At 70.4% G+C, this 24,261-nt stretch carries 23 protein-coding genes; 11 read left to right on the plus strand and 12 right to left on the minus strand.

Features of this window, described 5'->3' with window-relative positions; genetic code table 11:
• Positions 1–46 precede the first annotated feature (46 nt).
• The 4 genes from ACYVGQ_RS01940 to ACYVGQ_RS01955 all read right to left on the minus strand — a co-directional run bounded on the left by ACYVGQ_RS01940 (position 47) and on the right by ACYVGQ_RS01955 (position 4,829).
• Positions 47–1,084 (minus strand): ABC transporter permease, encoded by a 1,038-nt coding sequence (locus tag ACYVGQ_RS01940; protein WP_460782817.1) that lies wholly within the window; start codon positions 1,082–1,084, stop codon positions 47–49.
• Positions 1,081–2,067 (minus strand): ABC transporter permease, encoded by a 987-nt coding sequence (locus ACYVGQ_RS01945; RefSeq protein WP_460782818.1) that lies wholly within the window; start codon positions 2,065–2,067, stop codon positions 1,081–1,083. The genes ACYVGQ_RS01940 and ACYVGQ_RS01945 overlap by 4 nt, the downstream gene beginning before the upstream one ends.
• A complete protein-coding gene (locus ACYVGQ_RS01950) occupies positions 2,064–3,641 on the minus strand; it encodes a sugar ABC transporter ATP-binding protein (protein ID WP_460782819.1) in 1,578 nt (525 codons plus the stop codon). Before ACYVGQ_RS01950 ends, ACYVGQ_RS01945 begins: the two co-directional genes overlap by 4 nt.
• Positions 3,642–3,893: 252 nt before the next feature.
• Positions 3,894–4,829: a LysR family transcriptional regulator gene (locus tag ACYVGQ_RS01955; RefSeq protein WP_460782820.1), complete on the minus strand. Its 936-nt coding sequence runs from the start codon at positions 4,827–4,829 to the stop codon at positions 3,894–3,896.
• 57 nt (positions 4,830–4,886) lie between these two features.
• Between ACYVGQ_RS01955 and ACYVGQ_RS01960 the strand changes: the two genes are divergently transcribed.
• The 4 genes from ACYVGQ_RS01960 to ACYVGQ_RS01975 all read left to right on the plus strand — a co-directional run bounded on the left by ACYVGQ_RS01960 (position 4,887) and on the right by ACYVGQ_RS01975 (position 8,573).
• A complete protein-coding gene (locus ACYVGQ_RS01960) occupies positions 4,887–5,771 on the plus strand; it encodes a cyclase family protein (RefSeq protein ID WP_460782821.1) in 885 nt (294 codons plus the stop codon).
• A gap of 229 nt (positions 5,772–6,000) precedes the next feature.
• Positions 6,001–6,414 carry a carboxymuconolactone decarboxylase family protein gene (locus tag ACYVGQ_RS01965; protein ID WP_460782822.1) on the plus strand — a complete coding sequence of 138 codons (414 nt, stop codon included), beginning with the start codon at positions 6,001–6,003 and terminating at the stop codon, positions 6,412–6,414.
• 36 nt (positions 6,415–6,450) lie between these two features.
• Entirely contained in the window at positions 6,451–7,146 is a 696-nt protein-coding gene (locus ACYVGQ_RS01970) for a hypothetical protein (protein ID WP_460782823.1), read from the plus strand.
• Positions 7,147–7,169: 23 nt separating this feature from the next.
• Positions 7,170–8,573, plus strand: coding sequence for an aldehyde dehydrogenase family protein (locus ACYVGQ_RS01975; RefSeq protein ID WP_460782824.1), 1,404 nt, complete (start codon positions 7,170–7,172; stop codon positions 8,571–8,573).
• A gap of 68 nt (positions 8,574–8,641) precedes the next feature.
• On the opposite strand, the gene ACYVGQ_RS01980 is transcribed toward ACYVGQ_RS01975, so the two are convergent.
• Complete coding sequence (locus tag ACYVGQ_RS01980; RefSeq protein WP_460782825.1) at positions 8,642–9,652, minus strand: alcohol dehydrogenase catalytic domain-containing protein; 1,011 nt, start codon at positions 9,650–9,652, stop codon at positions 8,642–8,644.
• Between the two features lie 296 nt (positions 9,653–9,948).
• Between ACYVGQ_RS01980 and ACYVGQ_RS01985 the strand changes: the two genes are divergently transcribed.
• Entirely contained in the window at positions 9,949–10,845 is an 897-nt protein-coding gene (locus ACYVGQ_RS01985) for an NAD(P)-dependent oxidoreductase (protein WP_460782826.1), read from the plus strand.
• Between the two features lie 18 nt (positions 10,846–10,863).
• On the opposite strand, the gene prpB is transcribed toward ACYVGQ_RS01985, so the two are convergent.
• The 4 genes from prpB to ACYVGQ_RS02005 all read right to left on the minus strand — a co-directional run bounded on the left by prpB (position 10,864) and on the right by ACYVGQ_RS02005 (position 14,873).
• Positions 10,864–11,763, minus strand: a complete 900-nt coding sequence (gene prpB, locus ACYVGQ_RS01990) for a methylisocitrate lyase (RefSeq protein WP_460782827.1) — start codon at positions 11,761–11,763, stop codon at positions 10,864–10,866.
• A 334-nt stretch (positions 11,764–12,097) separates the two neighbouring features.
• On the minus strand, positions 12,098–13,624 hold the full coding sequence (locus ACYVGQ_RS01995) for an MmgE/PrpD family protein (RefSeq protein WP_460782828.1): 1,527 nt from the start codon (positions 13,622–13,624) through the stop codon (positions 12,098–12,100).
• Positions 13,621–14,358 carry a GntR family transcriptional regulator gene (locus ACYVGQ_RS02000; protein ID WP_460782829.1) on the minus strand — a complete coding sequence of 246 codons (738 nt, stop codon included), beginning with the start codon at positions 14,356–14,358 and terminating at the stop codon, positions 13,621–13,623. The genes ACYVGQ_RS01995 and ACYVGQ_RS02000 overlap by 4 nt, the downstream gene beginning before the upstream one ends.
• Positions 14,359–14,510: 152 nt before the next feature.
• The gene (locus ACYVGQ_RS02005) at positions 14,511–14,873 is read right to left on the minus strand and encodes a VOC family protein (protein WP_460782830.1); all 363 of its coding nucleotides are present in this window, start codon (positions 14,871–14,873) and stop codon (positions 14,511–14,513) included.
• Positions 14,874–15,068: 195 nt separating this feature from the next.
• Between ACYVGQ_RS02005 and ACYVGQ_RS02010 the strand changes: the two genes are divergently transcribed.
• From ACYVGQ_RS02010 to ACYVGQ_RS02035, 6 genes are read left to right on the plus strand one after another with little or no spacing between them, the layout of a single operon-like run.
• Entirely contained in the window at positions 15,069–15,644 is a 576-nt protein-coding gene (locus tag ACYVGQ_RS02010; RefSeq protein ID WP_460782831.1) for a glucose-6-phosphate isomerase family protein, read from the plus strand.
• Positions 15,645–15,653: 9 nt separating this feature from the next.
• Positions 15,654–17,282: a xylulokinase gene (gene xylB, locus ACYVGQ_RS02015; protein ID WP_460782832.1), complete on the plus strand. Its 1,629-nt coding sequence runs from the start codon at positions 15,654–15,656 to the stop codon at positions 17,280–17,282.
• Positions 17,282–18,247: an NAD(P)-dependent oxidoreductase gene (locus ACYVGQ_RS02020; RefSeq protein ID WP_460782833.1), complete on the plus strand. Its 966-nt coding sequence runs from the start codon at positions 17,282–17,284 to the stop codon at positions 18,245–18,247. Before xylB ends, ACYVGQ_RS02020 begins: the two co-directional genes overlap by 1 nt.
• Before the next feature lie 44 nt (positions 18,248–18,291).
• Entirely contained in the window at positions 18,292–19,215 is a 924-nt protein-coding gene (locus ACYVGQ_RS02025) for a shikimate dehydrogenase family protein (RefSeq protein WP_460782834.1), read from the plus strand.
• Positions 19,212–20,159 (plus strand): phosphotriesterase family protein, encoded by a 948-nt coding sequence (locus tag ACYVGQ_RS02030; protein ID WP_460782835.1) that lies wholly within the window; start codon positions 19,212–19,214, stop codon positions 20,157–20,159. Before ACYVGQ_RS02025 ends, ACYVGQ_RS02030 begins: the two co-directional genes overlap by 4 nt.
• Before the next feature lie 21 nt (positions 20,160–20,180).
• A complete protein-coding gene (locus tag ACYVGQ_RS02035; protein WP_460782836.1) occupies positions 20,181–20,477 on the plus strand; it encodes a putative quinol monooxygenase in 297 nt (98 codons plus the stop codon).
• 101 nt (positions 20,478–20,578) lie between these two features.
• Here the strand turns inward: ACYVGQ_RS02035 and ACYVGQ_RS02040 are convergent, their stop codons facing one another.
• The 3 genes from ACYVGQ_RS02040 to ACYVGQ_RS02050 form a co-directional block, all read right to left on the minus strand.
• On the minus strand, positions 20,579–21,580 hold the full coding sequence (locus ACYVGQ_RS02040; RefSeq protein WP_460782837.1) for a substrate-binding domain-containing protein: 1,002 nt from the start codon (positions 21,578–21,580) through the stop codon (positions 20,579–20,581).
• A 145-nt stretch (positions 21,581–21,725) separates the two neighbouring features.
• Complete coding sequence (locus ACYVGQ_RS02045) at positions 21,726–22,757, minus strand: ABC transporter permease (protein WP_460782838.1); 1,032 nt, start codon at positions 22,755–22,757, stop codon at positions 21,726–21,728.
• The gene (locus ACYVGQ_RS02050) at positions 22,754–24,259 is read right to left on the minus strand and encodes a sugar ABC transporter ATP-binding protein (RefSeq protein WP_460782839.1); all 1,506 of its coding nucleotides are present in this window, start codon (positions 24,257–24,259) and stop codon (positions 22,754–22,756) included. Before ACYVGQ_RS02050 ends, ACYVGQ_RS02045 begins: the two co-directional genes overlap by 4 nt.
• Positions 24,260–24,261 lie beyond the last annotated feature (2 nt).

Raw genomic sequence — 24,261 nt, forward strand, 5'->3', positions numbered from 1 at the left:
GCCGCGGCTCGCAGCCGTCGCCTGGTGAAGGGATCGTCGAGCGGGTTCATACGAGATCCCGGATCCTTCGCTGGCGGCCGTAGAGGGTCACCGCGAGGAGGATGATGACGCCGTAGAGAAGCTGCTGGTCCGCGGTGTCGGCCCCGTGACCGATCAGCACGATCATGAGGACCGAGAGGAACAGCGTGCCGATGACGGTCCGCGTGTAGTCGCCAGGGCCGCCGAAGACGGTGCCGCCGACAACGACGGTCGCGACGGACTGGAACAGGTAGGGGTTGCCGAGGGTCGAGTCCACGCTCCCCGAGAACCCGGCGAGCAGGACGCCGACGAGCACGGACATGACGGCGCTGAACGCGAAGACGAGCGTCCACACCGTCCTGGTCCTCACGAGGGAGTTCTCCGCCGCCGTCGGGTTGGCGCCGGTCGCGAGGATGTGCCGGCCCCAGACGGTCCGGTGCAGGAAGAGGGCGGCGGCGATGATGACGACGACCCAGATCACGACCACGGGCGGGAACGGGATGCCGAACGTCGACTGGATCGGCGAGGACAGCATCGAGAGCCACGCGGGGGCGCTGCCGGCGAGGGCGCCGCCGGTCTGGATCTGCATCGCGCCGAGCGCGATCGCGCCGGTGCCGAGCGTCACCACGAGCGGCGGGATGTCGAGCCGGTGGCAGATCTGCCCCGCCGCACCGCCGAGGAGGGCCGCGGCGATCACGGTGATGCCGAGCGCCACGCCCACATCCACGTTGTAGATCGACGTGAGGCTCGTGACGGCGAGGGCGCCGGCGACGATGAACCCGGAGACGGACATGTCGAAGCCGCCCATGATGATGAGCATCGTCTGCCCGAGGGAGGCGAGACCGGCGAGCGCGGCGAGGACGAGGATCGACTGCAGCGCCGGGAAGCTGAAGAATCCGGGAAGGGTGAGAGCGCCGAACGCGTAGATGACCACGACGGCGGCGACCTGCAGGACCGGGAACCGGCGCTGCGCCTCCGCCGCCCTCCGGAGGATCGCGGAGAATCCGGCCGAGCCGTCCCGGTCGGGAGCAGCGGGCGCGGGAGCGGGTGCGGTGGTGGTGCTCATGCGGATTCCTTCTTCTTGCGGGTGAGTTGGGCACCGACGACGACGGCGAGGACGAGGACGACGCCGTTGATCAGCTGCAGCCAGGTCGGGTTCACATCGAGCCCGCGCAGCAGGCTCTGCAGCAGGTAGATGACCGCCGCGCCGAGCATGGAGCCGAGCAGGCCGCCCCTGCCGCCGACGAGCGAGGTGCCGCCCAGCGCCAGCGCGGCGACCGCCACGAGGGTGTACGACGACGACTGCCCGGCATCCGCCGAGCTCACCAGGCCCACCAGGGCGAAGGAGCCGACCGCCGCGAAGAGGCCGCCGAGCACGTAGGCCATGGTCCGGACGAAGGCGACGTTCACGCCGCTGGAGAACGCGGCCGCGTCATCGCTGCCGACCGCGTACAGCAGCCGCTTGTAGGGGATGAGGCCGATCAGGCCCCAGATGATCAGGGGCGCGGCGATCGTGATCAGGCCGCCGGGGATCGGGCCGACCATCCCCGCCAGGCTCGAGACCCAGCTGCCGGTCATGCTCACCGGGTTCGGGATGAACTTGAGATTGATCCCGATGAGCACGAAGTACATCGCGAGCGTCACGACCATCGCCGGCACGCGCAGCAGCACGATCAGCAGGCCGTTGATCGCCCCCATCGCCGCGCCCACGAGCAGGACGATGGGGACCGCCTCGATGCCGCCGAGACCGCTCGGGACGAGGACGATGATGAACACCGCGGAGCAGAAGGTCATGAGGGGCGAGATCGAGAGGTCGAAACCGCCCCGGCCGCTGATGATCGAAGGCGTGCTCGCCATCGCGGCGATCGCCAGCGGCGCGAAGGTCGCCAGCTGCTGCGTCCAGCCGAAGTTGGGCTGCGTGAGGAGGTTCGCGACGAGGAGGATCGCCGCGAGGAGCGCGGCGATGGCATAGCTGTTGCGGCGGAGGAAGTCGCGGACGCCGATCCGGCGGCGGACGGCGGGCGCCGCGGCGATGATCGTGCCGGTCATGGTCGTGCTCCTCGCTGCGGGTCCTGCGGATCGGCGAAGTACGCCGAGACGAGCGCCGTCCTGGAGAGCTCGTCGGCGGGCATCTCCCGGGAGAGCTCGCCCTCGCGGAACACGAGCACCCGGTCCATCAGGCCGATGTGCTCGTCGACCTCGGTCGACAGCATGACGATCGCCATGCCGTCGTCGGCGAGCTCCTTGAGCACTGCGTAGAGGTCGCGCTTCGCATTGACGTCGATGCCGCGTGTCGGATCGTTGAGCAGCAGCACCTTCGGATGGGAGGCGAGCCAGCGCGCGATGACCACCTTCTGCGCGTTGCCGCCGCTCAGCGTGGTGATCCTGTCCTCCGGGCTGCCGAGCACGATGCCCAGTCGCTTCACGTACTCCGTCAGACGGCGGGCGGTCGCCGCGGGTCGCAGCCATCCGCCCCTCGCATCCTCGGCGAGGGTGGGCATCCCGAAGTTCTCCCTGATCGACATCCAGCCGAACATCGACTCGCGACCGCGTTCCCTCGGCACGTAGGCGATGTCGTTCTTCGCCGCGTCGGTGAAGCTGCGGATCGCCGCCGTGCCGCCGTCGGTCACCCGCTCGACCACGCCCACCGCGGGGCCGGAGCCGCGCAGCGCCTCCAGGAAGTCGTGCTGGCCATGACCCTCCAGCCCGGCGAGCCCGATGAGCTCCCCCGATCGGATCTCGACGTCCAGGGGCCGGCCCTGCGCGTGCAGCCTCAGGTCGCGTGCACGCAGCACGACGGGCCCGGGCTGGACAGACTCGCGTCTCCGGTGCTCGCCGGCGTCCTCGCGCTCGTCGGTCCCCGACATCAGCGCGACGACCTGGCTGGGCCGCCACTCCCCCTTCGCCAGCGTCGCTACCGTCCGGCCGGAGCGCATCACCGTGATGCGGTCGCCGATGGCCTCGACCTCGTCCATGCGGTGCGTGATCAACGCCACGCCCGCGCCCTTGCTGCCGAGCTCCGCGACGACGTCGAAGAGACGGTCCCTGGTCTCCACGTCCAGCGCGGAGGTGGCCTCGTCGAGGATCAGCACGCGGGGATCGCGGATGAGCGCCCTGGCGATGCAGCAGGCCTGACGGTCGCTGAGCGACAGATCCTCCATCGGAGTCGACAGGTCGAGGGAGGAGCCGAGCAGGCGCTCCAGCCACATCGACGCCGTGGCCTTCTTCTCCTTGACCGAGGCCGAACGCCGGAGCGCGGTCTCGCCGCCGAGCCAGACGTTGTCGAGCACCGAGCGCGCCGGGGCGACCAGGATCTCCTGGAAGACCGTGACGACGCCGTTCTCCTGCGCGATCCTCGGGGTGGCGAAGCCTCGCACCGTCCGCCCGCCGATCCGGATCCCGCCGGTGTCCGGCACGTGCACGCCGCTGAGGATCTTCACCAGCGTGCTCTTGCCGGATCCGTTCTCCCCCGCTATCGCGTGCACCTCGCCGGGGAGCAGCTCGAAGCTGCAGTCGGACAGCGCCTGCGTCTGCCCGAAAGCCTTCCGGAGCGAGGTCGTGCGCACCAGCGCGTCGTCCTCCAGCGCCGGAGGCGCCGGCATGACCGCATCGGCGCTCAGCATGCTGCTGCGCCCGTGCGGACGATCGGGTCAGGCTCGGGTTGCCGTGACGTTCTCATGGTCATTCCACGCATTCCGCGACCGTGGGGCTCCCTCGGGGGAGTCGGGATCGCCGTTGATTCCAGAGAGCCCGGCGCGGGGCGTTCCCGCGGAGCTCGTGTGCAATACCTCGAAGTCAACAACAGGGAGGCGTCTGGGCATATGAGGTAATGCTCAAGTTCCACATCAGGTTTCCCTATCGCGGACGGACCGCCGTCAGCCGTCGGCGAGCTCGTCGGCCTTGCGGCGCTCGCGGATCTCCTCCGACACGAACTCGATGAACCGCAGCGCGCGGGGGGACAGGCGCGAGCCCTTCACGTATGCCAGCACGATCGTCGTCGTCGGCATCCGCTCCCTGATCCTCTTCGCGACGACCCTGGTCCCCTCGTAGGTCACATCCGACACCGGGCGCTGCATCAGGAAGCTGTATCCGAGACCTCGCCCGACGAGACAGCGCACGAACTCGAAGTTGCGGGACGCGTGGCCGATCCGCGGCTCGATCCCCAGCGCCGCCATCGTCTGCGCCCAGTTCTCGCGGCTCGGGGAGTTGTCGACGAGGATCATCGGCTCACTGGCGAGATCGGCCAGGCTGACGTCCGCCGCCTCCGCGAAGCGATGCCCTGCGGGCAGGAGCACATACGGGGTGACGACGTCGATCACGACACCGGTGAGCCCCGGCGAGAGGTGGTCGTCGTACACGAGGGCGAGCTCGGTGGTGCCATCCCGCAGACCCTGCTCGAGCTCGGGCTGAGGACCCTCCTGGAACTCGACGGCGACATTCGGACTGTCCTTGTGGAAGCCGGCGAGCAACGGAGAGAGCATGACCGGTTCGAGCGCCGGATTGCATCCGATGGAGAGCCGCCCGCTGAGGCTGCCGCGCTCGGAGTCCATGTGCGCCTGCAGCGTCTCCGCGGTGGTGAGGAGCCCTCGGGCGTGCTCCAGGAACTCCTTCCCGGCGCGGGTGAGGGTCACCCCCTTGGCGCGCTGACGGATGAGCAGCTTCACGCCGATGCCGCGTTCGAGCTCCGAGATCGAGAGGGATATCCCGGGCTGCGAGGTGTAGGTGCGCTCGACAGCGCGGCTGATCGATCCCGTCTCCGCGACGGCGACGAAGTGCTGCAACTGCCGTATGGTGTAGTGGATTTCTTGCATGAGGCCAGTCTGGCGGGTCCGCAGACCGGGGGTCTGCACGCGAAGGAGGAGCAGCGCATGCCGAAGATCACCGAGGCCGGCCGGCCGCTCCCCGTCCCGGAGTGGGTGCGCAGGGCGGCGGAGGACCGCCATCACGCCGCCGATCTCCGCGGCACGCTCAACCGCATCGATGAGGCGGCGGCGGCCAGAGCCGCCGCCGAGATCCGGCTCGGCCGCTCGGTGAGCCTGTCCCGCCCGCTCAGCGACGACGACTTCACCGCCGCCGAGAGCGCCGTCGTCCTCCGGCACGAACGGGAGCTCCTCGACGGCGGGGACGGCATCGGCTGGAGCCTCTCGCACCTCCGGCTCGATCCGCATGGACTGCAGAACACGCATCTCGACGCTCTGAACCACGTCGCCGTGGGCGGGACCTACTACGGCGGGAGATCCGTCGACGACCCCCGGCAGGGTTCGATCGACGTGCTCGCGGGATCGGGCGTGATCACGCGAGCCGTCTACGTCGACATCCCGGCTCTGCGCGAGACGGAATGGGCCGACCGCCCGGTCGAGGGCGACGACATCCAGGCGGCTCTGCAGGCGTCCGGCGTGGAGTTCCTGCCCGGCGACGCGCTGTGCCTGGACATGGGCAGGGATCGCTTCGAGGCCTCAGCGGGGCGGATGCTGGGCGGCCCGGAATCTCCCGAGGACGCCGGCGGCGGACTCGCGGAGTCCGGGGCGCGGTGGGTCGCCGACAACGGCGTCTCGGTGCTGGCCTGGGACATGCTCGACTCCCGGGAGGCGAAGGCCGCGCACGCCACCGCGCACATCCTCGGATGGGCGATCGGCCTGCCCCTCGTCGACAACTGCGACTCGCGGCCCTGCGCGCCGAGATCGGCCGGGGCACCAGGGTCGCCGGGGCGCTCGTGCTCGCCCCTCTCGCGGTGCCGGGGGCGGATGGGATGAACCTCAATCCGCTGATCCTGCGCTGACCCGCGGGACGGCGCGACGCCGGCCGCCTACATAGGCACGGCAAACGAAGCACCACAGTTTTTCCGCGTTGCCCGCCGGGAACGCCCGTACCACTCTTGCCAGAGACGGCGGCCCTGAGCCGCGAACGCCCGCTGTGCGTGTGCGACGTCGGAGATGACGCCGCCGGATGCGGCGCCGGCCGACCCCGCAGAGAGGAACACGCATGATCCACGACCGGCTGTACGAGGAGGGCCTGGAGCTGCGCCGCCGCATGTTCGGCAGTGCGGGAGCCGAGGGCCAGACCGAGAGCACGACGGAGCTCGACGACAAGCTCCAGGAGATCGTGACCCGCTGGTGCTTCGGCGACCTCTGGCAGCGCGAGGATCTCGGCACCCGCGACCGGAGCCTCATCACCGTCGCGATGCTGCTCGCACTCGGGCGGTCCCCCGAGGCCAACACCCACATGCGGGGCGCCCTCGCCAACGGCGTCACCCCCGCCGAGCTGCGCGAGGTGTGCCTGCACGCGCTGCTCTACGCCGGCATCCCCGCCGCGGTGGACGGCCTGCGCATCCTGCAGCCGATCCTCGCGGAACGCGGCGAGACCGACCTGCTGACCCCGATCGCCGACCCGTCCTGAACGACGGCATCACCCATCCGAATCGAAGGAGATCTGATGACGAGTACGACCAATCCGCTGCGCGCGGTGTTCTCCCTGCCGCCGGCGGACCTGGACCGCGCCGAGTTCGAGACCTGGTACCCGGGCCACATCCGTGACATCCTCGGCCTGCCGGGAGTGCTCTCGGCGCGGCTCTATCGCACGAAGGCCGGCGTCGGGAAGGGCTCGCCGACCGCCTACGACTACGTGGCGTTCTACGAGGTCGAGTCCGAGGGCGCCGCCGAGACCCTTGCGGGGATCGACACCGCGCTCGGGACCGACCGGGTCCCGCTCCCGGAGTTCTTCGGCCGCTCGCGCTGGGCGGTGTACGACCTCGCCGCCATCGACGAGATCCGTCCCGCCCATACTCTCGACGCCGAGAGCCTCTACCTCGTCTTCAGCGCCCCGCCCGCGGGCAGGACCACGACGGAGTACGAGGACTGGTATCACCGGCACGTCCGCGAGAACGTGGAGATCGGGCAGCTCGCCGCCGCGCACCGCTGGAACGTCGCGGCGACCCTCGTCGACCCCGAGCTGCCCCCGCACGCCACGCATCTCGCCTCCTACGAGCTCACCGCAGGACCCGCGGAGATGAACCGGCTGCTCGACGGCGCCATCGCCGAGGGGCGGATCGTGCTCCCGGACTGGTTCCCCGGCATCGACTTCGCCTCCACGACCGCGACCGCGGTCACCGACCGCATCGCCTCGGCCTGAACCCGGAATCCGGAGGACACACCATGTCTGAGAACACACTCCTCGCCGCCGTCTCCGTCTCCGCGGACGAAGGCCGCCCGATCCCCGACGCGGCCACCGGAGAGACCATCGGCCACGCTCCGATCCACACCGTGACCGACCTCGACGCGGCGGTCGCGCGAGCCCGCGCGGCGCAGCCGGCCTGGGCGGCGCTCGGCCACGCCGAGCGGGCCAGGATCCTCAACGAGATCGCCGACGACATCGAGGCGAACGCCGAGGAGCTGGCCGTGCTCCTGTCCCGCGAGCAGGGCAAGCCCCTCGACGGCCCGAACGCCCGCTTCGAGGTGGGGGCGGCGGCCGTGTGGACCCGCAACGCGGCCGACACCGTCCTCGGGCCGGAGGTCGTCTTCGAGGACGGCCCCGCACGCGCCGAGCTGCACTACGACCCGCTCGGCGTCGTCGGAGCGATCGGTCCCTGGAACTGGCCGGTCATGATCGCGATCTGGCAGGTCGCCCCCGCGCTGCGGATGGGCAACACCGTGGTGGTCAAGCCGTCCGAGTTCACCCCGCTGTCCGTCCTCGCGCTCGTGGAGATCTTCAACCGCCGGCTTCCGGACGGCGTGATGACGGCCGTCTCCGGCGACCGCGAGGTCGGCGCGGCGATCGCGGCGCACCCCGACCTGGACAAGATCACCTTCACCGGGTCGACCGCGACCGGACGCAAGATCGTGGCGGCCTCCGCGGCGAACCTCGCACGCCTCACGCTCGAGCTCGGCGGCAACGACCCGGGGATCATCCTCCCCGGCGCCGACATCGCCGCCATCGCGCAGGATCTGTTCTGGGGCATCTTCATCAACACCGGCCAGACGTGCGCAGCGCTCAAGCGCCTGTACGTGCACGAGTCGCAGTACGACGAGGTGGTCGACGCCCTCGCCGAGCTCGCCAGGGTCATGCCGATGGGCAACGGCCTCGAAGAGGGGAACGTGCTCGGCCCGCTGCAGAACAGGAAGCAGTTCGACATCGTCGCAGGACTCGTCGAGGACGCCAGGGCGCACGGCGCCCGCATCGTGGTCGGCGGCGAGCCGGCCCCCGAGCTGGGTCCGCTGTTCTACCGCACCACGATCGTCGCGGACATCGAGGACGGCATCGCCCTCGTCGATGAGGAGCAGTTCGGACCCGCCGTGCCGGTGATCCGCTACAGCGACGTCGACGACGCGATCGCGCGCGCCAACGACTCCACACAGGGGCTCGGGGCGTCGGTCTGGGGTGATCCGGAGCAGGCGCACGAGGTCGCGCTGCGGATCCAGGCGGGGAGCGTGTGGATCAACCAGCACGGCGCGCTGAACCCGCTCGTGCCGTTCGGCGGGATGAAGGGCTCCGGGTACGGGCTGGAGTTCGGGGCGGAGGGGCTCAAGGAGTTCGCCGCCCCCAAGATCATCAGCCGCTGATCAGGTTCTCCGGTCGACGAGGGGGCTCACGGCATGCCGTGAGCCCCCTCGTCCGATCCTGTCCGCGATCAGGCCGTCAGCACGGCTCGGGAGCGCAGCCCGCCGTCCGCGAGCCGTCCGAGCACGGCGGGCGCATCGGCCAGCGCGAAGGCATCCACCACGGTGCGGATCCTGCCCTCCGCGGCGAGCGAGAGCACCTGCTCCATGTCCGCGCGCGAGCCGAGGATCGATTCCTTGATCGTCTTGCCCTCGGCGAAGGTGATCGTGCCGAAGGAGGCGATCACGCCGAGCACCACGGTGCCGCCGCGCTTGACCGAGCCGAGGGCCCGCCGAGCGACGGCGTCCGACGGGGCGAACACGATCGCGGCGTCCATCGTGCCCTCCAGCGCCTGCACGGCCTCGGGATCGGTGGCGTCGACGGTCTGCGCGGCGCCGAGCTCGCGAGCGACGTCGAGGTGGTCGCGGCCGCGCGCGACCGCGGTGACCTCGGCACCGGTCAGCCGGGCGAACTGCACCGCCATGTGGCCGACGCCGCCGAGGCCGAAGACCGCGACCCTGCTGCCCTCGCCGAGGTCGAGCTTGGCCACGGCGCCGAAGGCGGTGATCCCCGGGCAGAACAACGGCGCCGACGCCACGAGATCCAGTCCGTCGGGGATCCGATAGGTGTGCGCGGCGACGGAGATCATGTACTCGGCGTATCCTCCGTCGACCATCTCGCCGGTGATGAGGCGCTCCTGGCAGAGCTGCTCGCGGCCGCTGAGACAGTGCTCGCAGCGCTCGCAGGTGGACCACAGCGGCTGCACGCCGACCCGGTCGCCCGGGTGGAAGCCGGACACGCCATCGCCGATCGACTCGACGATGCCGGTGACCTCATGACCGGGGACGATCGGCGAGATCGCGGGCAGGCCGCCGCCGAGCCAGTCGCCCTCGATCATGTGGAGGTTGGAACGGCACACCCCGCATGCCACGACCTTGATGAGCAGCTGTCCCGGACCGGGCCGCGGAGTGTCGACCTCCCGCCAGGCGAGCGGATCCTCGGCGAGGGGAGCAGGGGCGTCCAGCTGGATTGCGTGATGCACGGAGAGTCCTTCCCACGTCGGGCCCGGCGGGCGCGACGCATGCGTGGTGACGACGGTGTCGGATCGCGCACGACGACGCGCGCGTCGCGCGATCTGTCATGAACCTACGTTCCTCGCACGGGTCGGCAAAGAAGCGATTGCGCATGTTCCTTATAGGCGGTCCCAATGTCGGAACGCTTGCGCCGGAGTCGCCGAATCACTCGAATGAGAGAGGGCCGAATTCCTGGTGCCCGCAGCGCGGCGGCGATGTCATCCTCCTCGACGCCCGCTGCTTTTTCTGAGAGAGCGAGACAGGCGTGAGCGACAACGGCATGGTGGGATTCATCGGACTCGGACGGATGGGCTGGCCGATGGCCGCCAACCTCGCCGCGGCCGGATTCGACCTCATCGTCCACGACGCGGACGGGGCGCTCGCCCGGCGCTTCGCCGTCGAGCACGGGGCGACCGCCGCGACCGGTCCCGCCGACTTCGCACCGGCCGGCGTGCTGATCACGATGCTGCCCAACGGCGCGATCGTGCAGGACAGCCTGCTGGGCTGGGGCGACGGCATCGCCCCCGCGATCCGCGACGGCGCGGTGGTCGTCGACATGAGCTCCTCGAGCCCCGAGGACACGCTCGCCCTGGCCGCGCTCCTCGAGCCGCACGGGCTGCGTCTCGTCGACGCACCGGTGTCCGGCGGCGTGCCCCGCGCGGTGAGCGGGGAGCTCTCGCTGATGGTGGGCGGCGAGGACGAGGACGTCGCGGCCGTCATCCCCGTGCTCGACGTCCTCGGCGACCCGCAGCGCCGCTTCCGCACCGGACGCCTGGGCACGGGACACGCCATGAAGGCGATGAACAACTATGTCGCCGCGGCGACGTACGTGGCCACGGCGGAGGCCCTCGTGGTCGGCAAGGAGTACGGGCTGGCCCCCGCCACGGCGATCGACGTGATCAACACCTCCACCGGGCGCAGCTTCGTCAGCGAGGTCGTCTTCGGCGAGGTCGTCTCCGGCCGCTACTCGACCGGCTTCCTCCTCGGGCTCCTCGCCAAGGACGTGCGGATCGCGCGCGAGCTGGCGGTCTCGGCGGCCGTCGACGCACCGATGAGCGCGCTCGTCGACGCACGGTGGAGCCAGGCGCTGGACGCCGTCGGCGGCGGGCAGGACCACTCCGCTGCACACCGGGCATGGTGGAGCGAGACCCTCAGCGAATGACCCCGTCCGGAGCGGGTCTCAGCGCTCCACCCGGAAGTCGAAGACGCCGGAGTCGAAGCGGCTGTACGACTCGTAGTCGATGAGGTCGTAGAGGTCCGCGCGGTGCTGCATCTCCCCCAGCCTGCCCGTGAGATGCCCCTCGTCGGACAGCGTGTCCAGCGCGCGGTCCGCCGCGCCCATCGCGAGGCGCAGCAGGGAGACCGGCCAGATGACGATGCGCACGCCGGCATCCTGCAGCTGCGCGGTCGAGAACAGCTCCGACTTCCCGAACTCGGTCATGTTGGCGAGGATCGGCACGTCCAGCGCCTTCGCCATCGTCTCGAACTCGGCGAGGTCGCGCATCGCCTCGGGGAAGATCGCGTCGGCGCCGGCATCCACCAGCGCCTTCGCGCGATCGACCGCGGCGTCCAGACCCTCGATCGCGCGGATGTCGGTGCGGGCCATGATGAGGAAGTTCTCGTCCCGGCGCGCGTCGACCGCGGCGCGGATGCGCTTGACCGCGGTGTCCTCGTCCACGACGCTCTTGCCGTCGAGGTGGCCGCAGCGCTTCGGGTTCACCTGATCCTCGATGTGCGCGCCGGCGAGGCCGGCGTCCTCGAGCGTCTGGATCGTGCGCGCGACGTTCATGGGCTCGCCGAAGCCGGTGTCCGCATCGATGATCGCGGGGAGCTCCGTCATCCGCGCGATCTGCTGACCACGACCGGCGACCTCGGTGAGCGTCGTCAATCCGATGTCCGGCAGGCCGAGATCCGCGGACAGCACGGCGCCGGAGATGTACACGCCCTCGAAGCCCTTCCGCTCGATGAGACGGGCGCTGAGCGGGTTGAACGCGCCGGGGAAGCGCAGCAGCTCCCCCGAGGCGAGGCGTTCGCGGAGCAGCCGCCGCTTCTCGGCCGGTGTCGTCGTGGAGTACAGCATCAGCGGTTCCCTCCCTCTATGGAGATGCTCTCTATGGGGATGCTCCCCGAGCGGGCCCTGTCGTCCTCGGGGACGACGGCGAGCACGGCCCGTCCGGGTTGTTGCGGGTGTCGTCCGCCCGCATTCGCATCTTCCCGGACATCCCTGCGGAGCGCGTCCGGGAAGCTGCGGGATGCCCCCTCCCGCACCCGCGTCTTCCCGGACACGGCCGGCAGGGGGCCGACCTGGAGTCGACGGGTGGACGCCCGAGCACGGCTGATGGGTCGGGCAGACGACAGGGTGAGCCGGATGGAGCGGGTGGTCTGAGCCCGGCGGCTGGACGACAGCATGGGCATCAGAACAGCCCCCTCGGCGCCGAGACGGACTCGAGGACGCCCGGCTTCGCCACGATGGACAGCTCGCCGACCTCGGCGGCGGTCAGCTCGGGCAGGCGCTGGACGAGCCCCAGGAACCGCTCGATCTCGACCGGCTCGAGCACGGGCCCGGCCAGCAGCCGGAACTTCGCGATGTAGTCCGCACGGACGAAGGGACGCGCGCCGAGCGGGTGGGCGTCGGCCACGGCGATCTCCGCCACGACGGTCGAGCCGTCGGCGAGAGTGATCTCCGCGCGCCCTCCGAAGGCCTTCTCGTCCGGATCCTCCGAGTGATAGCGGCGGGTCCACTCGGCATCCTCCGCCGTGGTCACCTTGCGCCAGAGCTCGACGGTGTCGGGACGTGCGGCGCGCTCCGGCGCGTAGGAGTCGACGTGGTGCCAGCCGCCGTCCTGCAGCGCGACGGCGAAGATGTACGGGATGGAGTGGTCGAGCGTCTCGCGGGAGGCGGTCGGATCGTACTTCTGCGGATCGTTGGCACCCGAGCCGATCACATAGTGCGTGTGGTGGCTGGTGTGCAGCACGATCGATGCGATCCTCGCCGGGTCCCGCAGCTCCGGGCGCTCGTTGTGCAGCCGGCGGGCGAGGTCGATCCACGCCTGCGCCTGATACTCCGCCGAGTGCTCCTTCGTGTAGGAGTCCAGGATCGCCCGCTTGGGCTCGCCGGGTGCGGGCAGCGGAACCTCGTACGAGGCATTCTTGCCGTCCAGCATCCAGGCGATGACGCCGTCCTCGCCCTCGTAGATCGGCGCTGGACTGGTCTGTCCGCGCATCGCCCTGTCCACCGCCTCGACGGCCATCTTGCCCGCGAAGGCGGGGGCGTGCGCCTTCCAGGTGGAGATCTCGCCCTTGCGGCTCTGCCGCGTGGCGGTCGTGGTGTGCAGCGCCTGTCCGACCGCCTGGTGGATCGTCGCGATGTCGAGACCGAGAAGCGTGCCGATGCCCGCGGCCGCCGACGGGCCGAGGTGCGCGACGTGGTCGATCTTGTGCCTGTGCAGGCTGATGGCGCGGACGAGATCCATCTGGATCTCGTACCCCGTCGCGATGCCGCGCACGAGCGCGCGCCCGTCGCAGCCGGCGTGCTGGGCGACGGCGAGGATCGGCGGGATGTTGTCCCCGGGGTGGGAGTACTCCGCCGCCAGGAAGGTGTCGTGGTAGTCGAGCTCGCGCACGGCGACGCCGTTGGCCCACGCCGCCCACTCGGGGCTGGTGCGCTCGTCGAGCGGCGCGCCGAACAGGTTCGCGCCCGCACCGCCGCGGGAGACGGGGTGGCTGAGCGCCTGCGCCCGCGCCGCCGCGATCGGGGCGCGAGTGAGGGATGCCGCCGCCACTGCCGCGTTGTCGATGATGCGGTTCACGATCATGTCGACGACGGCAGGCTCGACCTCGACCTCGTCGGCCGCGACCTCGGCGATCTTCCACGCCAGCTGTTCCTCGCGGGGCAGCTGCTCTTCGCTGCGGTGGACGCGGACGTGGTGGATGACGGTCATCTCTCTCCTTCGCTTGCTTCATCGGTGGGACGGGAGCGGTCCGTCATTGCGCCGGTCGTCGCGCGCGGCCCGTCGGTCCGCCTCGGAACGCCGCCTTCGAGCGACTCGAGGATGCCAGTGAGCGCGTTGCGCAGATGCACGTGGGTCGCGTGCGCCGCGAGATCGCCGTCGCCCTCGGCGAGCGCCTCGGCGATCAGGCGATGCTCCGCCACGGAGGCCGCCAGACGCTCCGGCCGGTCCCTCGCCATCCTCCGCACACGGACCAGATGAGTGCGGACCGTGCGCAGGGCGGAGGCGATGTAGTCGTTCGCGACCGCGTCATCGATCGCGCGGTCGAAGCGTGCGATGAGCGCATCATAGGCATCCCTGCCGCCGCGGACCGAGAGGTCGACCTCGGCGAACTCCGCGGCGAGCGCGGCGAACAGCGCGGTGTCGCCCCGCCCGGCGGCCAGGCGCGCCGCGGACTCCTCGAGGGCACGGCGGATCTCGAACAGCGCGCGGATGTCGTCGGCGTCCACGTCGGAGACGACCGTGACCCTGGGCGACTGCTGCACGACGAGACCGTCCGCGGCGAGGAGCTGGAGCGCTTCGCGCAGGGGCGTGCGGCTCACACCGAGACGGGCGGCCTGCTCGACCTCGGCGAGCACGGTTCCCGGCGCGAGCACGCCCCCCTGGATCTCCTCGAGCAGGATCGCATAGGCGCGATCGCTGGCACGGGGCGCGACGATGCTCATGCCATTAGTGTATGCACAAAACGCCTCTCACGCGTAGCTATCCCCCCAACTGCCCTCATTGGTATACAAACGCACCGGTGCGGGATGGAAAGGGGACCCCCACGCGCCTCGGGAAGCACCTTTTCCATCCCGCACCGCACCGGGGGTCGGGGTCAGCCTCCGATGACGCCCTCGAAGAGCCCGATGCGATTGCCGTCGGGATCGATGATCACGGCCCAGGCGCTCGTCTCCGTGATCGGCTGCCTCGGCGCGGCGACGCGTCCGCCCGCCGCCTCGGCCGCGGCGATCGTGTCGTCGATCGAGTCGACCTCGACATAGGAGCGCGGCTGCGTGAATCCGTCGTCCCGTGGCGCCAGCCCTCCACCGGAGATGCCGTTCGGCGCCTGCCACATCGGGTACCCCTCGAAGCCGGGCATCTCCGCGATGCTCCAGCCGAACAGTCCCGAGTAGAACGCCGTCGCCCGCGCCATGTCCGCGACCGGGATGTCGATGTGCGTGATGTCTCCGTGTGCCACGTCGCCGCCTTCCGCCGAGTCCCCCGACGCCAGTCTCGCCCTCCTGCCCCGTCGAGACAAGAGGCGTTCGCGGCCGAGGCGAGAGGGATCCGCAGGACGGCGTTGTCCCCCACCTGTCATTACAGGTAGACTGCTTGTTATTACAGGCAGGGGCGCGCGGAGGCGTCCTCTGCCCTTCATCGCCGAGGAGACCCGATGCCCGAGTTCCACATCCCGCCGATCTCCCCGATGGCGATCGCCTTCGACGCCGAGCGGCTGACGCTCTCCCCCGAAGGGCCGACGCTCACGCGTCGCATGTCGGATCTGGAGGGCCTGTTCCTGGACGCGGACGCCTGGTCCGCAGCCTCGACGGGCGACGACCCCGTCGTCTACACCGTGACCAGCTCGCCGGTTCCCGAGATCGAGCGCGAGCTCCCCCAGTCGATCACCACGATCATGCCCGGCGACACCGGCGGCGAGCTGTGGATGACCAAGGGGCATCAGCATCCGAACCATCAGGGCGAGATCTACCTGGCGCTGAAGGGCGCGGGCGGGCTGCTCCTGTTCGACGGCGAGCGCACCGAGTGGCTCGACATGCTCCCCGGCACGATCGGCTACATCCCGCCCGGGTGGGCGCACCGGTCCGTGAACGCCGGCGACGAGCCCTATGCCTTCCTCGCCGTCTACCCCGGCGGCGCAGGGCACGACTACGGCTGGGTGCTCGAGCACGGCATGGGCTCGCGCGCCTACCGCGCCGCAGAAGGCGTCGAGCTGCGCCCCTACTCGGCCTAGGCTTCGCCCGTGATCATCGCGCACGACCTCGGCACGACCGGGAACAAGGCCTCCCTCCATCACGACGACGGGCGCCTCGTCGCCGCGGTGACCGTCGGATACCCCGCGCACTTCGCCGCCGGCGGCGTCGCGGAGCAGGATCCGCAGGACTGGTGGGATGCCGTGGTCGCGGCCACCCGCGGACTCCTGGCCCGCACGGGCACGGCGGCGTCCGCCGTCACCGGGCTCGTGGTCAGCGGGCAGATGATGGGCGCGGTGCTGCTGGACGGTGACGGCATCCCCGTGCGGCCGGCGATCATCTGGGCCGACACGCGTTCCGGAGCGCAGCAGCGCGAGCTCGAGTCTGCGCTCGGCGCCGAGCACGCCTACGGGCTGCTCGGGCATCGGCTGAACTCGACCTATTCGATCGAGAAGGTCATGTGGGTCCGAGACAACGAGCCGGATGCGTGGTCGCGCGTCCGCCGGTTCTGCGTCGCCAAGGACTACATCGTGCTCGGTCTGACCGGCCGGCTCGCGACGGACCGCTCCGACGCCTCCGGCACGAACGCCTACGACCAGCGGACGGGAGACTGGTCGGACGAGGTGCTGCAGGCGGCGCGCCTCGACCGCGCGCTGTTCCCCGAGATCCTCGACGCGACCGCGATCGCGGGAGGGCTGACGGATGCCGCGGCGTCCGCGCTCGGCCTGCATACCGGGGTCCGCGTGGTGATGGGCGGCGGCGACGGGCCGATGGCGGCTGTCGGATCGGGTGTCGTCGCGCCCGAGGACGGCGCCTATGTGAGCCTCGGCACCTCGTCCTGGATCTCCTTCGCGAGCCCCGCCCCGCTGCGCGACCCTGGACTGCGGACCTTCACCTTCGATCACGTCGTGCCCCAGACCTATGTGCCGACGGCGACGATGCAGGCCGGCGGCGCCTCGATCCAGTGGATCTCCGAGGCGCTCTCCCCGGATCCGGAGCATCCGGAGACCGCGCGCCTGACAGCCGAGGCCGGCGGCGACCTCGACAACGAGGACCTCTTCTTCCTGCCCTATCTCCTCGGCGAGCGCTCGCCCCTCTGGGACCCGGACGCGCGCGGCGCCTTCCTCGGCATCGGACGCCACCACACCCGTGCGCATCTGGTGCGCGCCGTCCTGGAGGGGATCGGCTACAACCTGCTGACCAGCATCCGCGCCTTCCGGGAGTCCGGCGCCGCGATCGATCGCATCGACGCCGTCGGCGGAGGCGCCCAGAGCGACGCGCTGCTGCAGATCCTCGCGGATGCCTGGGGCATTCCCGTACGCCGGCGCACGATCGTCGAGGAGGCGAACAGCCTGGGCGCGGCCGTGACGGGCGCCGTCGGCCTCGGGCTCGCGGACTTCTCCGCAGCACGGGCGCTGAGCGAGGTGACCGCCGAGTTCGCCCCTGACGCGGGCCGGCACGCGGTGTACGCCCAACGGCACGGCCGCTTCACCGCCGCCTACGACGCTCTGGCGCCCTGGTTCGCGGCGGCGCCCGGCGCCGCCGGCGGCGGGCCGTCCGGGCGCGGACAGTCCGGGGGCCGTTCGGACGAACGCCGGCGGGATTCGCCGGAGGCGTCCGGCATCCGTGCATCCGGCCCCCGAAGCGTCACGGGTCCCGACGAGGAAGGAGCGCACTGATGGGCACCATCCTCGTCACCAGCCGGTCCTTCTCGGACGGCGACCTCGACCTCGTCGCCCGCGCGGAAGAGGCAGGGCACACGATCGTCCGCGGACCGGCGCATCACGCCCTGGACGCGCTCGCGCCTCTTCTCGCGACGGCGGATGCCTGGATCGCCGGCACCGGCCCCGTGACGGCCGCGCATCTCTCCGCGGCTCCCCGCCTCAGGATCGTCGCCCGCTACGGCGTCGGCACGGAGGCCGTGGATCTCGATGCCGCCGCGGCGCGCGGCATCCCCGTCGCCAACACCCCCGGTGCGAACGCCGATGCCGTTGCGGATCATGCGGTCGGGCTCATGCTCGCGGCCCTCCGCTTCACCGCCGACGGCGACCGGCGCGTTCGCCAGGGCGACTGGAGCGTCCGGCGCGGCAGGGAGCTGGGCGCGACGACCGTCGGGATCGTCGGCTTCGGACGGATCGGCCAGGGCGTCGCCCGGCGTCTGAGCGGGTTCGGCGCACGCATCCTGGCAGCAGATCCCTACCTCCCCGCCGAGCGGGTCTCCGAGCTCGGCGCCGAACCCGCAGCGCTCGACGAGCTGCTCACGACCGCGGACATCCTCACCCTGCACGCCCCCGGCGGCCAGCGACTCATCGACGCGGCGAGACTCCGCTCGATCCGGCCGGGCGCCGTCATCGTGAACACGGCGCGCCCCGATCTCGTCGACGAGGAGGCCGTCGCCACCGCCCTGCGGGAGGGACGGCTCGCCGGATACGCCGCCGACACCCTGGACGGCGACACCGCGGCGTCAGTCGGCCCGCTGCTGGCCGCCGACCTCGCGGACCGCGTCGTCATCACCCCGCATCTGGGCGCGCAGACCACGCAGGCGGTCGACAACATGGGCGCGTCCTCCCTCGCCGACGTCCTCGCCGTGCTCGCCGGCACCCCGGTTCGAGTGGCGCACCTGGTTGCAAATCGGCCGGTTTAGCGACCATTCACGCGATTCGAACGAAACTCCCGAAAGGCAGCGCAATGACCGACTCCGACTACATGGGCTTCGTCGGCGTGAGCACCGGATCGTCGTCGATCATGACCGTGTTCCCGCTGTGGGCAGACATCCTCGGACTCCCCACCCGCACGCTCGTCGGCCACGACCTCCCGCTGGATGCGACGCCGGCGCAGTACCGGGAGCTCGTCGAGCGGATCCGAGACGATCCGCACCACCGCGGCGCGCTCGTGACGACCCACAAGATGAACGTGTACGCCGCAGCCTCGGACCTGTTCGACGAGCTCGACCCCTTTGCGGTCTCCTGCGCGGAGATCTCCAGCATCGCCAAGCGCGGCGCACGCCTTTCGGGCCGGGCGAAGGACCCGATCACCGTCGACCTCGCCCTGAACGACTTCCTGCCCGCCGACCACTTCTCGCGGACGGGTGCGGAGGTCGTCATCCTCGGCGCCGGCGGATCGGGCACGGCGTTGAGCTGGGCGCTGTCCGAGCGCGCCGACGCCCCGGCGAGGATCACCGTCACCGCGCGCGACGACGACAAGCTCGAGCACCTGCGCGAGGTGCACAGGGCGCACGGCACCCGCGAGGGGCTGATCGCATACGCGCGGACCGACGCGGTCGAGGATGCCGCGGAACTCGTCGCCGCCGCCGCGCCTGGATCTCTCATCGTGAACGCCACCGGTCTCGGCAAGGACGCACCGGGCTCCCCCCTGCCGGACGACGTCGTGTTCCCGCGCGACGCCTACGCCTGGGAGTTCAACTACCGCGGCTCCCTGGAATTCCTGCATCAGGCGGAGGCGCGAAGGACAGAGCGCGGGCTGCACGTCGTCGACGGCTGGCGCTACTTCATCCACGGCTGGTCGCAGGTGGTCGCGGACGTCTTCGAGATCGATCTGACGGCGGAGGCGGTCGAGCGGCTCGCCGAGGCGGCCGAGGTCGCACGCCGATGATCCGGACGGTCCTCGGCGACATCGCCCCCGAGCTTCTGGGGGCGACGGACTATCACGAGCACCTCTTCCAGGTCTCACCGCTCCTGCCGGGGGACGAGCTGGACGACGAGGCCGCCTCCGGAGCGGAGGCTCGCTTCCTCGGCAGGAGCGGCTTCGCCGCCATGGTCGACGCCACCCCCTCCGACCTCGGACGCGATCCCGAGGCGGTCGCGCGCATCAGCGCTTCGACCGGGCTGCGGATCGTCGCCACGGCGGGCCGGCACCGCGAGGAGCACTACGCCGTCGACCATCCGACCCGCCGCCGGGGGACGAACGAGCTGGCGGGGCTGTTCACGGCGGAGATCCTCGAGGGGATGCCGCGCTCCGACGCCGATCCCCTCGGGGCGCGCGCGGCGGATCCGGCGGGAGAGCACGTGCGCGCCGGCATCCTCAAGGGCGGGATCGGCTACTGGCGGATCAGCCCCTTCGAGCGGATCACCCTGGACGCCCTGGCCGCGGCCCACGCGGCGACCGGCGCGGCGATCATGGTGCACCTGGAGTTCTGCACGGCCGCGCACGAGGTGCTCGACGTGCTCCGCTCCCAGGGCGTGGCCGAGGAAAGGGTCGTGCTGGCGCACGCCGACCGCGACCCCGATCCGGGGCTGCACGCGTCGCTGGCGGAGCGCGGCGCCTATCTCGGATACGACGGCTTCGCCCGTCCGCGCACCCGCAGCGACGCCGAGCTGCTGGCCCTGACGACCGCAGTCGTCGAACGGGGCGGCGGCGAGCGCATCCTGCTCGGCGGCGATGTCGCCCGGCGCGCCCGGTACATCGCCTACGGCGGGATGCCGGGACTCGCCTACCTCGGCGACCGCTATCTGCCCCGGCTGCGCGCGGAGGTCGACGGTGCGGCGGTGGAACGGATGCTCGTCGACAACCCCGCGCGCCTGCTCGACCTTCCCTGATCGCCCGTCCCCGGAGGAACCATGTCCGATCCCACCATCCTGCACGCCGTCTTCACCGCACGCCCCGGCAACGGGGACCGGGTCGCCGCTCTCCTGCGCGACTTCGCCGAGGAGGTCGGCGCCGAGGAGGGGAACATCGTCTTCGACGCGACCCGCCTGGTCGAGGATCCCGACCGCTTCTTCGTCTACGAGGTGTACCGCGATGAGGAGGCGTTCCAGGCGCATCTCGCCGCCCCCGCCGGCATCCCGTTCAACGCCGCTCTCCGGGAGCTGATCGTCGAGCCGTCCTCGCAGCTCACCTTCCTCCGCCGGATCTGATCCCCGCCGCTCTGGCGCCGGAGCCTCCGGATCCGGGGACCGGAAGCCGGACATGAGGATGCCCCTGCGCCGAAGCGCAGGGGCATCCTCATGATCCGTCTTTACTCGTAGAGGACCGCGGCGATGTCCGGGTCGTCGATGTTCGTGGCGTCGTACCAGTACGAGCCGGTGTCGTAGAACTCGTCGATGGACTCGCCGTTGGCGGCGGCCACGGCCGACTCCACGGTGCGGGCGCCGATGCCGATCGGGTCCTGCGTGATGGCACCGGCCATGGTGCCGTCCTTGATCGCGTTGATCTGGGCGGCGCCGGAGTCGAAGCCGATGATGGTGATCTTGCCCTTCTCCAGGTTGAGCTCGTTCACCGCGTTCACGACGCCGATGGCCGAGCCCTCGTTGGTGCCGTAGATGCCGCTGAGATCGGGGTGCGCGGCGATCATCGCCTTGGCGATGTCGGCGGACTTCAGGTGGTCACCGTCGCCGTACTGGATGTCGACGATCTCGATGTCCGGGTACTCGGCCTCGATCTGGTTGACGAAGCCGTCACGGCGCTCGACGCCGGTCGAGTTGATCTGGGAGTGACCGACGATGGCCACCTTGCCCGATCCGCCGATCAGCTCGGCCATGTGGTCGGCTGCCAGGGCTCCGGCGACCTCGCTGTCGGTCGCGGCGAGGCTCAGGCCCACGTCGCCGTTGCAGGGGGCGTCGAAGTAGACGACGGGGATGTCCTTGGACTTCGCCTGCTCGAGCGGGGCGACGCACGCCTCGGGGTCGAGCGCGGCGTAGCCGATCGCGTCGGGGTTGCGGTCGATCGCCGTGGTGAGCATCTCGAGCTGCTGGGCGATCTCGGTCTCGGCGGCTGGGCCCTCGAACGTGATGTCCACGCCGAGCTCGTCCGCTTTGTCCTTCGCGCCCTTCTGGACGGCCTGCCAGAACTGGTGCTGGAAGCCCTTCGAGACGAGAGCGATGCTCAGCCTGCCGTCGCCGGTGCCGTCGTCGGTGCCTGCGCCCTCGTCGATGACGTCGCCGCCGCCCGCGCAGCCCGCGAAGACGAGCGCGGAGGCGGCGACGAGTGCCGCGAATGCGGTCTTCTTGCCAAATCGCATGGAAACTCCATTGTTCTGTGATGCCGGTCTCGCGGCCGGCGAGGTGGACATTCCTCTGGGATGTGCCGGTGCGGATCGCTCCGCGGGTTTCGGCCGGGGCCGATCGGGATGGCGGCGGGCACGGGTATCGCCGCCACCCGAGGACTCAGGTTCGCTGCCGGTTGCGCAGCGAATCGAAGAAGACGGCCAGGAGCACGACGACGCCGACGACGATGTTGCGCCACTCCGGCTGGATCGACAGGATGCCCAGGCCGTTGACGAGCACGCTCATGATGAGCGCGCCGATCACGGTGCCGAGGATCGATCCGCGTCCGCCGAGCAGCGAGGTGCCGCCGATGATGACGGCGGCGATCGCCTGCAGCTCGTAGCCGGTGCCGATCTGCGGCTGGGCCGAGTCGAGGCGCGAGGCGATGATGATCCCGGCCGCACCGGTGAAGGCCCCGGCGAACATGTAGATGAAGATCGTCCAGCGGCGGGTGTTCACGCCGGAGAGGCGGGTGGCCTCCTCGTTCGATCCGATCGCGAAGGTGTAGCGGCCGAGCAGCGTCTTCGACAGCACGAGGAAGGCGATGACCGCGAGCACGGCGGTGATGAGGACCGCGTTCGGGATGCCGGGGATGAGCGTGCCGAGCGCGATCCGCTTGAAGTCCGGCGCCGAGGTCGAGAAATAGATCGGCGCGACGTTGGAGACGACCAGCGCGAGACCGCCGGCGATCATCATCATCGCGAGGGTCGCGATGAAGGGGGGCAGGTGCAGGAACGTCACGTTCAGGCCGTTGACGAGCCCCATCAGGACGCCGGTCGCGATGCCGCCGAGGACGCCGACCCAGACCGGCAGCCCCCAGTTCGTGATGAAGACGCCCGTCATCACGGCGCACAGCGCCATCCCGGTGCCGATGGACAGATCGATGCCCCCGGTGATGATGACGAAGGTCGTACCCAGGGCGAGGATGCCGATGACCGCCGTGGACAGCAGCACCGAGGCGATGTTGCTGAACGTGAAGAAGTTCGGGCTCGCGATCGAGAAGAAGATCAGCAGCACGACGAGCGTGCCGAAGGCGAGCGACTGCTGGACCTGTCGTTTGAGGAAGCCGACGACGTCGCGCCTGTCCGTGTTCTCGTTCACGGCCTGCTGGATCACGGTCGTCGTCGATCCGGGCTGTTCCGGGGTGCTCATCGTTCTTCCTCCCCATGGGCTGCGAGGTGCATGATCTTCTCCTGAGTGGCTTCCTCGTTGCGGAGCGTGCCGGTGATCCGCCCGTTCGCGAACACGGCGATGCGGTTCGCGACGCGCAGGATCTCCGGCAGCTCGGACGAGATGACGATGATGGACTTGCCCGATGCGGCGAGCTGCTGCATGAGGCGGTAGATCTCCTCCTTCGCGCCGACGTCGATGCCTCGGGTCGGCTCGTCGAAGATGAGGATGTCGCAGTCGCGCATGAGCCAGCGGGCGATGACGACCTTCTGCTGGTTGCCTCCGGAGAGGAGCTTGACGATCTGCCCCACGGACGGGGTCTTCACGCGCAGCTGCTGCACGTACTGCTTGGTCTGGTTCTTGGCCTTGCCGTCGCCCATCCAGCCGAGCGCGCCGGCGTAGCTGCCGAGGGAGGCGAGGACGGTGTTGAAGGTGACGTCCTGCTCGAGCATGAGACCGAGGAGCTTGCGATCCTCGGAGAGATAGCCGACGCCGTGCTTCACGGCATCCGCTGGCTGGCGGATCCTGATCTCGCGGCCGCCGACGACGACGCGTCCGGCGTCCTTCCGGTCCGCGCCGATGATCGCCCTGGCGGTCTCGGTGCGCCCCGCGCCCATGAGGCCGGCGAAGCCGAGGATCTCACCTTTGTGGAGCTGGAAGGAGACGTCCTTCAGGAGGCTCCTGGTCGAGAGCCCCTGCACGTCGAGGACGACCGGTTCGCCCTGGTGCTCACGCGCCGTCGGACGCGTCCCCTCGTCGATCGCACGGCCGACCATCATCTCGATGATCCTCGGGACGTCGATCTCACTCTTCTCCAGTGATCCGATGTATGTGCCGTCACGGAGGACGGTGACCCGGTCCGCGAGACGCCTCAGCTCGTCCATCCGATGCGAGATGTAGACGATGCCCGTGCCCCGCGCCTTGAGCTGCTCGATCAGCGTGAAGAGCGTCTCGACCTCGCTGTCCGTCAGCGCCGAGGTCGGCTCGTCCATGATGAGGACCTTCGCGTTGAATGAGAGCGCCTTGGCGATCTCGACCATCTGCTGCTTGGCGACGGTGAGCTCGCCCACGTTCTGGCGGGGGTCCAGGTCGATCTCGAGCCGGCTCAGCAGCTCCGCAGTCCTGCGGTTAAGCGCCCGTTCGGAGAGGAAGCCGCCCGTCGTCGGCTCCCGCCCGATGTAGATGTTCTGCGCGACGGTGAGGTCGGGCATGAGGTTCATCTCCTGGTGGATGATGGTGATGCCCAGCTGCTGCGCCTGGAGGGGGCCGGTCAGCTCCACGGGCTCGCCCTCGAAGAGGATGGTCCCCTCGTCGCGGGTGTAGATCCCGGAGAGGATCTTCATGAGCGTCGACTTGCCCGCGCCGTTCTCTCCGACGAGCACGAGCACCTGGCCCGCGTGCACCTCGAGGTGCACGTCCTTGAGCGCCTGCACCCCGGGGAACCCCTTGCTGATGCCTTCCACCCTGAGGATGGGATCGCCCATGC

It is taken from the genome of Microbacterium tumbae, assembly GCF_054780175.1.